This window comes from Rhodopila sp., from assembly GCF_035548095.1.
Classification (GTDB): Bacteria; Pseudomonadota; Alphaproteobacteria; order Acetobacterales; family Acetobacteraceae; genus Rhodopila.
Map to the genome: position 1 here is coordinate 224,466 of NZ_DASZUV010000005.1, position 12,045 is coordinate 236,510.

A 12,045-nucleotide genomic window follows, 5' to 3' on the forward strand; every position below is an offset into this window, starting at 1 on the left:
TCCAGGACGATAGCCACCCAAGTTGACAGGGAGAATCCGATGCCCGCTCGGACAGGTGCCGACTACCTCGCCGGACTGCGGCAACGGGACGTGGAGGTGTGGTTCCGCGGCAAGCGGGTGGATGACGTGACCGCCGAACCGGGTCTGGCGCGGGGCGCCGGGGCCATCGCGTCGCTTTACGACCTGCAAAGCGATCCGGCCCGCCGTGACGCAATGACCTTCCCCGCGCCCGACACCGGAGAGCGGCTTGGCCTGTCGTTCATCATTCCCCGCACACAGGAGGACCTCGTCCGGCGGCGCGACATGATGCTCGCCTGGGCGCGCACCACCTGCGGCATGATGGGCCGGTCACCCGACTTCATGAATGTCACCTTCGCCTGCTGGGCCGGCGCGGCCGACTATTTCGGCGGCGCGTCCGGGCACGATTTTGCCGCCAACATGCGTAACTATTATCAGTACATTGCGCGCAACGACCTGGTGCTGACCCATGCGCTGATCAACCTGCAGCGCAGCCGGTCCGCCGACGGCATGTTCAATCTCCAGGAAGGCACCGCGCTGCAGGTCGTTCGCGAGTCCTCGGCGGGACTGACGGTGCGCGGCGCCCGCATCCTGGCCACGCTGGGACCGCTGGCTGATGAGATCGCGGTCTATTCACCCCGTCTCGCCCAGCACCGGGATCAGTACAGCCCGTTCGCGCTGAACTTTGCCATCCCGTGCGACACGCCGGGCCTGCGCTTCCTGTGCCGCGACAGTTTTGACGAGGGCAAAAGCCATCACGACCACCCGTTGGGTTCGCGATTCGAGGAGATGGACAGCATCGTCTTTTTCGACGACGTGCTGGTGCCGTGGGAGCGTGTGTTCCTTCATGGCGATGTCGGCAGGCTGAACAACACGGCGGCTGCGACGCACTCCTCCTCCCACAGCGCGCACCAGGGTTGCGCGAAGAACCTGGCGAAGTGCGAGCTGGTTCTGGGCGTCGCCTTGCTGATGACCGACGCGCTGGGCAACGGCCGCCTGCCGCAGGTCGAGGAGCGGATCGGCGAGTTGGTGATGTACACCGAGCTGATGCGGGCCTGCATGCGCGCGGCCGAGGCGGATGCGATGGTGGATGAGTGGGGCATGATGTGCCCGGCGCCGCTGCCGGCCGAGACGACCCGCAACCTGTTCATGACAGCCTATCCGCGCATGGTGGAGATCCTGCAGCTGCTGGGCTCGTCCAGCCTGATGATCCTTCCAACCGAGGCCGACATGAACGGTCCGCTGGCCTCCCACATCGAGCAGTACCTCGCGACCGACGGCAGCTCCGCGGGCGACCGCGTGCGGCTGTTCCATCTGGCCTGGGACATCGCCTGCAGCTCGTTCGGCAGCCGTCAGGTACTGTATGAGCGATTCTTCGCCAGTGACCCGCTGACCAGGGCGCGGGTCCTGGCTGGCATGTTCCCCCGGAACGCGGTGACCGACCGCGTTCTGGCGTTCCTCCGGCAGTCCTGATCCGCGCCCGCGACATGCCCCGCCGCTACAACCGGCGTCCGTTCCCGCACAACCATGCGTGAGCGAAACACGTCCTGCATGGCTTCAACAATCGCAAGACCTGCGTGTCCGGCGCATTTCGCCCGGAAAGCGGAAGCCACAAGCGGCGGCGACGATAACGGGGTCGTGATCCCCCCTGCAAAGCGGGTCCGATATCCTACTGTTTCTAGTGCATCTGTTTCTGGTGCATCCGTTTCTGGTGCATCCGGTATGCCGTCATGGCGTTTCGAGGCGTGTCTGCTAAGGAGTTGGAAGTGTGGCTGCCGAGATGATGGCCTCACGCGCGACAGCATCCGCCGAGACAGGCCAGCCCGTCATCCTCGTGGTGGAGGATGAGGAGCTGGTGCGTCTGTCCGCGGTGGAGTTTCTGCGCTTCAGTGACTACCAGGTACTTGAGGCGCCTGATGCCGATACCGCTGTCGACATGCTGAACACCGGCCTCGAGGTCGACCTGGTGTTTTCCGATGTGCGGATGCCCGGGCGGCTGGATGGCTTCGGCCTGGCCGACTGGGTGCATACCCACCGCCCGTCCGTGCCGGTGCTATTGACGTCCGGCTATGTGGGAACCGCGCGCAGCATCGGGCGGGCGCCCCCGATCCTGTCCAAGCCTTACAGCTTCCAGAGGCTTCTGCAGAAGATCGACGAATTGCTGCGCGAATGAATGCTGCTGCGCGAATGCATGACCGCCACTGATCCGCGGCCGGTCCCATCACGCCAACTGACGGTGATGCGTCCGCGGTCTTTTGCCGTCATGGCGAGGCTTGCGATGGATCGGTCCCCGCGATGGATTGGTCAACCGTCCGGCCGGTAATCAGGCCGGCAGCAACCGCTCGGCCGCGGCGGCGGCTTCCGGCATCGTGTGCGCCACGGCCAACGCCCCTGCGGCCTGTTCGGGCGCACCGTAGCCCCACAGGGCAAAAATGCAGCCGATCCCGGCACCCCGAGCGGAGGCGACATCGTTGTGATGGTCACCCAGCATCAGCGCACGCCGTGGCTCGCCGCCGGCGAGGGCGAGCGTCTCCAGCAAGTGGCGCGGATCCGGCTTGCGGACGGTGAAGGAGTCACCGCCGCCGACGGCTTGCAGCAGCGGCAGCAGGCCCATTGCCTGCAGCAGCATCCTGGCGGCCCGCTCCGGCTTGTTCGTGCAGACCGCCAGCCGCCAGCCAGTGTGGACCATGGCCGATAGGGTGTCCGTCACGGCGGGATACAGGCGGCTCGCGACCGCGACGTGGCTGTCGTAGTCCGCCAGGAAATCAGCCACCGCCTGGTCGTCGGGCGGCCGCGCGCGCGCGGCGAAGGCACGCTGGATCAGCACCGGCACCCCATCGCCGACCATCCTGGTGACCTGCTCCACCGCGAACGCGGGCAACCCCCGCGATGCCATCAGCCGGTTCAGCGCCGCGGTGAGATCGGGCACCGTATCCACCAAGGTTCCGTCCAGGTCGAGCAGCAGGGTCCGCCGCACCTTGTCGCACTCCGCAATCTGAATTGAAGCCGGGCTGGTATCGGAACTCTTTGACATTGATTTGGCTGGGAAGCTACGCCCGACTCCTGTTACCCAGGCAGGGCCCGTTACCCAAGCAGGGAGAGAGAATGCACGCAACCGCCATCATCCTGGCCGCCGGTCTCGGCACGCGGATGAAATCAGCCCTGCCCAAGACGCTGCACCGCCTGGCCGGCCAGACGATGCTGCGGCACCTGCTGGCGAGTTGCGAACAGGTTTTCGATCGGATCGTCGTGGTCTTGGGGCCGGACATGGACGCGGTGCGGCGGGAAGCCGCGCCCCATGTCTGCGTCGTCCAGCAGGAGCGTCTGGGCACCGCGCATGCCGCGCTGCAGGCAGTCGAGGCGTTCGGCACCGGCCAGGTTGCCGTGCTGTATGCCGACAACCCGCTGATCCGACCGCGGACGCTGCAGCGGCTGCTCGACGCGGCCTCCGGCGCGGGCTTGGCGCTGCTTGCATTCCGCCCGGCCGACCCGGCGCGATATGGGCGGGTGCTGACCGGCGGCGACGGCCTGGTGGAGCGCGTCGTGGAATATGCCGACGCCACGCCAGCGCAACGGGCCATTACCCTGTGCAACGCCGGCGTCCTCTGTGCCACGGCAGACCGTATGCGGCGCTGGCTGCAAGCGGTACGCAATGACAACGCCAAGGGCGAATATTACCTGACCGATGCGGTCGAACTGGCCCGCGCGGACGGGCAGGCCGTCGTCGCCGTCGAGGCGTCACCGGACGAGCTGGCCGGTATCAACTCCCGCGCCGAGCTGGCACAGGCGGAAGCGGTGGTGCAGGGCTGGCTGCGGCAGGCGGCAATGGACAGCGGGGTAACCATGATCGATCCGGCCTCGGTCTTCCTGTGTGCCGACACGGAATTCGCACCGGACGTGACGATCGAGCCGAACGTGGTGTTCGGCCCGGGTGTCCGGGTCGCATCCGGCGCCCTGATCCGCGCCTTCAGCCATATCGAGGGGGCATCGATCGGCCCCGGCGCCATCGTCGGCCCGTTCGCCCGCCTGCGGCCTGGCTCGGTGCTGGAGCAGGATGTGCATGTCGGCAATTTCGTCGAGGTCAAGGCATCGACGCTTGCCGCCGGGGTGAAGGCCAACCACCTGAGCTATATCGGTGACGCATCGGTCGGCGCGCGCACCAATGTGGGGGCCGGGACGATTACCTGCAACTACGATGGCGTCAACAAGCACCGCACGACGATCGGCGCTGACGTGTTCGTCGGCTCCGACGTGGCGCTGGTGGCGCCGGTGACCGTTGGCGATGGCGCGATCCTGGCGGCAGGAAGCGTGATCACCGATCCGGTGGCGCCGGATGCGCTGGCCCTGGCGCGCGGGCGGCAGGTGCAGAAGCCGGACCGGGCCAGGGCGATGCGGGCGGCCGCGAAGAAGGAGAAGCTCTGACATGTGTGGCATCGTCGGTGTCATCGGCGCGCGTCCCGCCGCGCCCCTGTTGCTGGATGCGCTGCGGCGCCTGGAATATCGCGGCTATGACAGCGCCGGCATCGCCACGCTGGTGAACGGCCACATCGATCGCCGGCGCGCCGAAGGCAAGCTGTCCCGCCTCGCGGATGCCCTGAGCAGCAACGCGCTGGGCGGCACCACCGGCATCGGCCACACGCGCTGGGCCACGCACGGGGCGCCAACGGAAAGCAATGCACATCCACACGGCACGTCCAGGGTCTCCCTGGTCCATAACGGCATCATCGAAAACCACGCGGAGCTGCGAGCGGAACTGGAGGCGGAGGGCCAGGAGTTCTCCACCGAAACCGATACCGAAACGGTCGCGCAGCTGGTGGACCTGAACCTGAAGCGCGGCATGCAACCGATCGAGGCGGCCGGCGCGGCATTGCAGCGGCTGGAAGGCGCCTACGCGCTGGCCATGATCTTCGCCGGCCATCCGGAGCTGATCGTCGCCGCCCAGCATGGCGCGCCGCTGGCCGTCGGCTTCGGCGAGGAAGAGATGTTCGTCGGCTCCGACGCGCTGGCGCTGGCACCGCTGACCCGGCGGATCGCATATCTGGAAGATGGCGACTGGACGGTGGTGAACCGGCGCGGCGCCGCGTTCTTCGACAGCAACGGCAACCGGGTCGAGCGTGACGTGAAACTGACACGGCTGACCGGTGCGGCGATCGGCAAGGGCAATTTTCGCCACTTCATGGAGAAGGAGCTCCACGAGCACCCGGCGGTGATCGGTGACACGCTGCACCAGATGATCAGCCCAGGTAACCAGGCGGTCGCCATGCCGGATCTCGGGATCGATTTCGCCCAGGTGCCGCGGATCACCATGAGCGCCTGCGGCAGCGCCTATTACGCCGGCATGGTCGGCCGCTGGTGGTTCGAGGCGGTGTCCCGCATCCCTGCCGACGGCGACGTCGCCAGCGAGTTCCGCTACCGCACGCCGCCGATGACGAAGGGTGGGCTGGGCCTGCTGGTTTCGCAATCCGGTGAGACGGCCGATACGCTGGCGGCGCTGCGCTACATGCGGGAGCAGGGGCAGACGATCCTGTCGGTCCTCAACGTGCCCGAAAGCAGCATGGCGCGGGAGAGCGATGCCGTGCTGGAGACGGTCGCCGGGCCGGAGATCGGTGTCGCGTCGACCAAGGCGTTCACCGCGCAGTTATCGGTGCTGGCCTGCCTGGCTGTGGCCGCCGGCCGCGCGACGGGCGCGATCGACGCCGCGCGGGAGGCGGCGATGACGGCGGCGCTGCTGGAAGTGCCGAGCCGCGCGGCCGAGGTGCTGGCGGACGACCGGGCGATCCAGGCATTGGCCGCTCGCGTGGCGCAGGCGCGCGATGTGCTGTTCCTGGGTCGCGGCAACTGTTTTCCGATCGCCCTGGAAGGCGCGCTGAAGCTGAAGGAGATCAGCTATATCCACGCCGAAGGCTATGCAGCCGGTGAGATGAAGCATGGTCCGATCGCGTTGATCGATCCCGCGGTGCCGGTGATCGCCATCGCCCCGTCCGGCCCGCTGTTCGAAAAGACCGCCTCCAACCTTCAGGAAGCGGCGGCGCGTGGCGGCCAGGTGATCGTGTTCAGCGACGAGGCGGGCGCGGCGAAGCTGCAAGGCATCGCGGCGGAAACCGTGGTGCTGCCGGCAGTCGATCCTTTCGTGGCGCCGATCCTGTATGCGATCCCGGTGCAGATGCTGGCCTATCACGTGGCGATACTGAAGGGCACCGATGTGGATCAGCCGCGAAACCTGGCCAAGTCGGTGACCGTGGAATAGCGGCCCGGAGGAATAGCGGCCGGGGGAATAGCGGCCGGGGGAATAGCGGCATTAACCCCTTCTTCACGATCCACGGCCAGTATGGTCGCGGGTCGTGAAGAAGGAAGCGTCATATGGACGGATCGGTAAATGTTGACATCCGGAACGGCCCGGATGATATCTTGACCAACGTTGGTCAGGATCGTGCCATGGATACCGTCATCAACCTGTACGAAGCGAAGACTCACCTCTCCGACCTCGTCGAACGCGCTGCGCGGGGGGAGGAGATCGTGATTGCCAAGGCCGGCCGTCCCCTCGCCCGCCTGGTCAGCCTGGCTCAGCGTACCGCGGCGCGCCCGCTCGGCCTCTTCGCCGCCCAGGTCGCCATGGGCCCCGATTTCGATGCGCCGCTGCCGGATGACGTTCGCCTGGCCTTTGAAGGCGCCGCGCCCTGAGGCTGTTGCTGGATACGCACATCCTCATCTGGGCGCTGGCGGAGCCGGGCCGGCTGCGCCCGCGGATGCGGGGGGCGGTTGCATCGCCATCGAACCAGGTCTGGATCAGTGCCGCCACGGCGTGGGAAATCGCGATCAAACACGCCGCCGGACGGCTGACCTTTCCGGTGGCAGACTTTGACGACATGCTGCAACGCACGGGGTTTGAGCCGTTGGCCATCCAGCCGATGCACGCCATCGTGGCCGGCGGCCTGCCTTGGCTGCACGACGACCCGTTTGACCGGATGCTGATCGCCCAGGCACTGACCGAGCGGATGACGCTGGTGACGATGGACGACCGAATCCGGGCCTATGACGTGCCGGTCCTGTCGCCCGATGACGAAGACTGATACCAGCGTCATTCACGCCTTCCAACCGCCGGCTTCAGGCGATCGCGCTCCAGAAAGCCATGGCTGCCAAAAACCATGGCTGCCGGACACGGCGTCCGCGGGTCCTTTATCCCGCCTCAGATATCCAGCGTCCCCCGCATCATCGGCACGCAGTTTCCTGCCACCGTCGCCAGCACCGGCCCCTCCCCCGTCTTTCGCGCCGACGCAATGATCTGGCTTGGGCGGCCCATCTCGATCCCCTGCTCGATCTCATAATGCAGATCGACATTCTCGCCCGGCGCCAGTGATGTCAGCAGCGCCGCCAGGGCCGCGTTGGCCGCCCCGGTGGCCGGGTCCTCCAGCACGCCGATCAGCGGCGCGAACATGCGCGCGCGCAAGTGCAGAAAGTCGTCCTTGCGAGCATACAAATGCAGGTTAAAGCGCTCGGACAGCTCGGCGATGTGCCTGGCGCCATCCCGAAAGGCGGCCAGATCCGGCCTCGCCCGTGCCAGGACATCGACCGAGGCGACCTCGGCGATGACGAAAGGCGTGCCGACCGAGGCAACGATCGGTTGGTGCAGCTCCGTGGAGATGTCGGACGGAGCCAGGCCGGCGCAACGAGCGACCAGGTCGATCGGTACGGCGATATCCAGCGACAGCGCGCGCGGCGCGGAGACACGGGCGCCGCAAATGACCTGGTCATCGTTGCGGAGGACATGCACGCGCACCAGGCCGGCGCCTTCCTCGAACGTGAAATGTTCCGGCGGATTGTCCAGCATCCTGGCCAGGACATAGCCCGTGCCGACGTTCGGATGGCCGGCGAAGGGGATTTCGGCCTTCGGCGTGAAGATCCGCACGCGCGCGTGATGCTGCGGGTTATCCGGCGGAAGGACGAAGCTGGTCTCCGACAGGTTGAACTCCGCCGCGATCGCCTGCATCTCGCCGTCGGTCAATCCCTTGGCATCCGGGAACACGGCAAGCGGATTGCCGCCGAAGCGCTTCGACGTGAAGACGCCGACCGTGACGTATTCGTAGCTCGACATAAGACACCCTCCGAACCGGGCGGCACAATGGCCCGTCCGGGCGGCCTTCCGCAATCGCGGGCTTTCCAGGACCGCGCGGCCGCGACCGCCTCAAGCCGATGGGGCCGTTGCCGGACGGCGCGGCGGCGTGGTCAGCAGGACGACGGCCATCACGATCAGCAGGCCCAGGAAGATGCCGGCGAGCCGGTCGAGCGCCGGCTCCAGGCTGGTCGGCGGCCCGTGGCCCTGGATCAGCGTCATGACCAGCACGACGCCGGCCTGGGTGCCGACATAGGTCGCCGTATGGCTGCCATTCGCCACATAGGCGAACAGCCAGACCGGAACGGCCAGGCTCAACAGCCATGGCACGGTCGAATCGATGCCGAGGCCAAGCAGCGCCAGGCCTGCCACGCCGCCGGCGGCGCAGCCCACGAGGCGCTGCAGCCCCTTTGTGAGAATCTGGCGATTGGTATCACGCGGGTCCGATGCCACCGGCGTTGCCAGCACCGCCACCAGCGTCACCGCCATCTGCGTCATGCCGGTCACGCCGAACAGCCGCCACAGCCAGGGCAGCATCGCTACCGCAACGGCCCAGCGGATGGCATACAGCGTGACATCCAGCTGCGGCCCCAGAAGGCCGGACCAACCGCGCTCGACCGCGGGCGGCAGCGCGGGTGTCGGCTCCAGCACCAGTGCCATGCCGACGGCGCAGACCGTGCCGACCGTGACCTCCAGCACCCGGTAGACCGCGGTGACCGACGCGAGCGGCGGCGCATCCAGCGACGGCAGCACCACCAGGCCAAACGTGACCACGATCAGCAGCCAGGCATAGGCGTAGCGGCTGACATTGGCGCCGATCAGCCCGACCAGGGCAACCGCGAACAGCACCAGGGTGCACGCGATCATGTCGTAGGCGATCCACGAAATGGCCATGACGCCGAGACCGGCCCCCACGATCGTGCCGAGGATTCGAAGGATCGCGCGCCGCACCGAATCCGCTCCGCTCCGCTGTGTCGCCATCAGTCCGCTGATCGCCGCCCACCAGGGCTCGGGCAGGTGCAGCGCATTGGCCAGGCTGACTGCCAGCACCACGGCGAGGGTGGACGTCGTCGCCACGCGGGCGGCCGGTCCCTGAAACCGCGCGTCCAGGCAAGCCCTGCCGAACACAAGCGCCGAGGACATCACGGTCTCGGAGATCAGCGCGGAGATCCTGGCGATTTCCCTGATCAGGGCAGAGCGCATGCCGGCGGCCCTTCACGGGAAGATGATGACGCGGGCGTCCGAACCCATCAGCAGCATGCCGTCCGGCGGCAGTTCCAGCAAAGTCAGGGTTACCGGAAACCGCCGCTGCAGGCGGATCCAATCGGTCGACGGCGCGACATAGGGCAGCAACGCATTCTCTCCGTTCCCGCGGCTGATGCCACGCGTCACACCCTCGATACGGGCCCGGTAGAAGTGCCAGGGATGGGAATCGAGCCAGACCCAGGCCGTGCCGCCCGGCTGGAAGTGGCGCACGTAATCCTGCTTATAGTTGGCGACGATGCGGAATGCGTGGGCGTCGACGATGCCGATCAGCGGCGCGTCCGCGCGCGCCGTGTCGCCCGCCCGCACGGTGAGATTGTTGATGGTCCCGTCCACCGGTGCGTACATCCTGGTACGCGCCAGCTCCCATTCGGCCGTCGCCAGCTCCGCCTGCGCCTTCCGTTCCGCCGCGTCCGCCATCGTGATCATACGCTGCTCCCGGTCGACCTCGGCCTGGGCACCGTCCATGTCGGCCTGGGCGCGGCGCAACGCCTCGTTCGCGTCATCCAGTGCCTGCCGGGACCCGAAGGCATCGGCGGCGAGGCTGGCCGCGCGCCGCTGGTTCTCCATGGCAAGATCGCGTGCCGCAATGGCCGCGGTAAGCGTGTTGCGCGCGATCACCTCGGCATCGCGGTCCGCCTGCGCCTCGGCCTGGGCGCCTGCCACGGCCGCGCTGCGCGCATCCACGGCAAGCTGAAACGGGACCGGATCGATGGTGAGCAGCAGATCGCCCCGGTGCACCATCTGGTTGTCGGAGACATGGACGGCGGCGACGTGTCCGGTGACCTCGGGCGCGAACGCGACCAGATCGGACTGGACATAGGCATCATCCGTGTAGGCGACGATCGAGGTCAGGACCTCCCATCCCACGAACGCGGCGAGAATGGCGAGGGCCGCCAGCAGCATTCGTCGGCTGACCGGCATCGCAGCCGCGGGTTCGGTCCGGGCGGTGTCCGCGGCGCGGGAAACATCGTCGGGCATGGCGTCGGGATATCAATCGGTTCCCGGATCGTCATCGGCAAAGCGCATTCGTGCCCCCCGGCGGGCGCTTCGCCCTTAGAACGTCTCCACCCACGGGCGCAGCTCGACCTCCCAGGACCACGCGCTGCGTGGCTGCGTGGCGACCTGCCAATAGGTCTGGGCGATCGCATCAGGGTCCAGCGTGCTGTCCGGCTTGTCCGCCGGATCCGGTCTGGCGGCGCTGCGGATGCCGCCGTCGATGACGAAATGGGCGACGTGAACGCCCTTCGGCGCCAGTTCCCGCGCCAGGCTCTGGGCCAGGCCGCGCAACGCGAACTTGCCCATCGCGAAGGCGGACGAGTTGGGGTAGCCCTTCACGCTGGCCGATGCGCCGGTCAGCAGGATCGCCCCGGAACCGCGCGGCACCATGTGCCGGGCCGCCTGTTGCGCCACCAGGAACCCGCCATAGCCGCTGACGGCGATCGCGCGGGCAACCTCGGCCGGGTCCAGCTCCGTCACCGGGCCGCGCGCCCGGGCGCTGGCGTTGTAGACGACGATGTCCGGCACGCCCTGGGTGGCGAGCACGACGTCGAACAGCGCCGCGACTTCCTCGGGTTCGGTGGCCTCGCAGGCGAAGGTCGCGCCGGCGGTTTCCTCGGCCAACTTCCTCAGCTTGTCCGGCTCGCGCGAGGCCATCGCCACCTGCAGCCCCTTGCTGGCGAAGAGCCGAGCGAGCGAGGCGCTCAGGCCGGCGCCGGTTCCGACGATCAGCGCGGTTTTCGGGTCCATTCTCAACGCCCTCCTGATACCGGCACGTTTGCGCCCGTGACGTAAGATGCGTCCGGGGACAGCAGCCACAAGACCGCATGCGCAACTTCCTCGGCGCTGCCGGACCGGGCCATCGGCACGCCGGGTGTCATCCGGGCAACGCGGTCGGGCGCGCCGGCGCGGGCGTGCAGGTCGGTCTCGATCAGGCCAGGGCTGACCGCGTTGACACGGATGCCACGCGTCGCCAGCTCCTTCGCCGCGCCGATGGTCAGGCTGTCCAACGCGCCTTTCGACGCGGCGTAGTGGATCCATTCGCCCGCCCCGCCCAGTCCGGCGGCGCGAGAGGACACATTGACGATGGCGCCACCCGGCCCGCCCCGATCGGTGGCCATGCGTTTCACCGCTTCCCGGATCAGCAGGAAGGGGGCGCGGACATTCACCGCCAGAACCGTATCCAGGATCGCCGCGGTCACGCCATCGATCGGCGTGATCGGTCCCGGCGTGCCGGCGTTGTTCACCAGCGCGGTAACGGGGCCAAACGCCTCGTCCACCGTGCGGAACAGCGCCAGGATGGAGTCCTCATCCGCCATCTCGGCCCGCACCGCCAGGGCCTTGCCGCCGGCCAGCGCGATCCCGTCCGCGACCTGGTCGGCCAGCGCGCGGTTGGACTGATAGGTGAGGGCGACCGCGTAGCCCCGGGCCGCGCCCAGCCGCGCGATGGCGGCGCCGATGCCTTGACTGCCGCCCGTAACGATCATGACCTGCCGCATCGGACCATTCCCCCGCTTTCCAGCCCATTTTCCGCACCATACCCGGGCTGCCAAAGGTCGGCCAGGGATCGACCGGCCAGGGACCGGCCAGCCAGGGACCGGCGGGCGGGCGATCCGTCGCGCCTTTCCCCTGTCGGCCGCCACGACAGCCGTGTA

General features: G+C 67.9%; 12 protein-coding genes. 6 read left to right on the top strand and 6 right to left on the bottom strand.

Annotated features, from left to right (window positions below; all coding sequences use genetic code 11):
• Nucleotides 1-39 precede the first annotated feature (39 nt).
• Nucleotides 40-1,491, top strand: a complete 1,452-nt coding sequence (gene hpaB / locus VHC04_RS07070) for a 4-hydroxyphenylacetate 3-monooxygenase, oxygenase component (RefSeq protein ID WP_325679458.1) — start codon at nt 40-42, stop codon at nt 1,489-1,491.
• Nucleotides 1,492-1,786: 295 nt separating this feature from the next.
• Nucleotides 1,787-2,191, top strand: coding sequence for a response regulator (locus tag VHC04_RS07075; RefSeq protein ID WP_325679460.1), 405 nt, complete (start codon nt 1,787-1,789; stop codon nt 2,189-2,191).
• Between the two features lie 150 nt (nt 2,192-2,341).
• Here the strand turns inward: VHC04_RS07075 and VHC04_RS07080 are convergent, their stop codons facing one another.
• Nucleotides 2,342-2,995, bottom strand: a complete 654-nt coding sequence (locus tag VHC04_RS07080) for an HAD-IA family hydrolase (protein WP_325679462.1) — start codon at nt 2,993-2,995, stop codon at nt 2,342-2,344.
• A gap of 128 nt (nt 2,996-3,123) precedes the next feature.
• Here VHC04_RS07080 and glmU point away from each other — a divergent pair, with 128 nt between their 5' ends.
• From glmU to VHC04_RS07100, 4 genes are all read left to right on the top strand, one after another.
• Nucleotides 3,124-4,440 (top strand): bifunctional UDP-N-acetylglucosamine diphosphorylase/glucosamine-1-phosphate N-acetyltransferase GlmU, encoded by a 1,317-nt coding sequence (gene glmU / locus VHC04_RS07085; protein WP_325679464.1) that lies wholly within the window; start codon nt 3,124-3,126, stop codon nt 4,438-4,440.
• Nucleotide 4,441: 1 nt separating this feature from the next.
• Nucleotides 4,442-6,265 (top strand): glutamine--fructose-6-phosphate transaminase (isomerizing), encoded by a 1,824-nt coding sequence (gene glmS, locus VHC04_RS07090; RefSeq protein ID WP_325679466.1) that lies wholly within the window; start codon nt 4,442-4,444, stop codon nt 6,263-6,265.
• A 188-nt stretch (nt 6,266-6,453) separates the two neighbouring features.
• Nucleotides 6,454-6,699 (top strand): type II toxin-antitoxin system Phd/YefM family antitoxin, encoded by a 246-nt coding sequence (locus VHC04_RS07095; protein ID WP_325679468.1) that lies wholly within the window; start codon nt 6,454-6,456, stop codon nt 6,697-6,699.
• A gap of 5 nt (nt 6,700-6,704) precedes the next feature.
• A complete protein-coding gene (locus tag VHC04_RS07100) occupies nt 6,705-7,088 on the top strand; it encodes a type II toxin-antitoxin system VapC family toxin (RefSeq protein WP_325679470.1) in 384 nt (127 codons plus the stop codon).
• A gap of 116 nt (nt 7,089-7,204) precedes the next feature.
• On the opposite strand, the gene VHC04_RS07105 is transcribed toward VHC04_RS07100, so the two are convergent.
• The 5 genes from VHC04_RS07105 to VHC04_RS07125 form a co-directional block, all read right to left on the bottom strand.
• Nucleotides 7,205-8,110, bottom strand: a complete 906-nt coding sequence (locus VHC04_RS07105) for a PhzF family phenazine biosynthesis protein (protein ID WP_325679472.1) — start codon at nt 8,108-8,110, stop codon at nt 7,205-7,207.
• 90 nt (nt 8,111-8,200) lie between these two features.
• The gene (locus VHC04_RS07110) at nt 8,201-9,331 is read right to left on the bottom strand and encodes an FUSC family protein (protein ID WP_325679475.1); all 1,131 of its coding nucleotides are present in this window, start codon (nt 9,329-9,331) and stop codon (nt 8,201-8,203) included.
• A gap of 12 nt (nt 9,332-9,343) precedes the next feature.
• On the bottom strand, nt 9,344-10,372 hold the full coding sequence (locus VHC04_RS07115) for an HlyD family secretion protein (protein ID WP_325679477.1): 1,029 nt from the start codon (nt 10,370-10,372) through the stop codon (nt 9,344-9,346).
• Nucleotides 10,373-10,447: 75 nt separating this feature from the next.
• The gene (locus VHC04_RS07120) at nt 10,448-11,140 is read right to left on the bottom strand and encodes an SDR family NAD(P)-dependent oxidoreductase (RefSeq protein ID WP_325679479.1); all 693 of its coding nucleotides are present in this window, start codon (nt 11,138-11,140) and stop codon (nt 10,448-10,450) included.
• Between the two features lie 2 nt (nt 11,141-11,142).
• Complete coding sequence (locus tag VHC04_RS07125; protein ID WP_325679481.1) at nt 11,143-11,889, bottom strand: SDR family oxidoreductase; 747 nt, start codon at nt 11,887-11,889, stop codon at nt 11,143-11,145.
• Nucleotides 11,890-12,045: the final 156 nt, after the last annotated feature.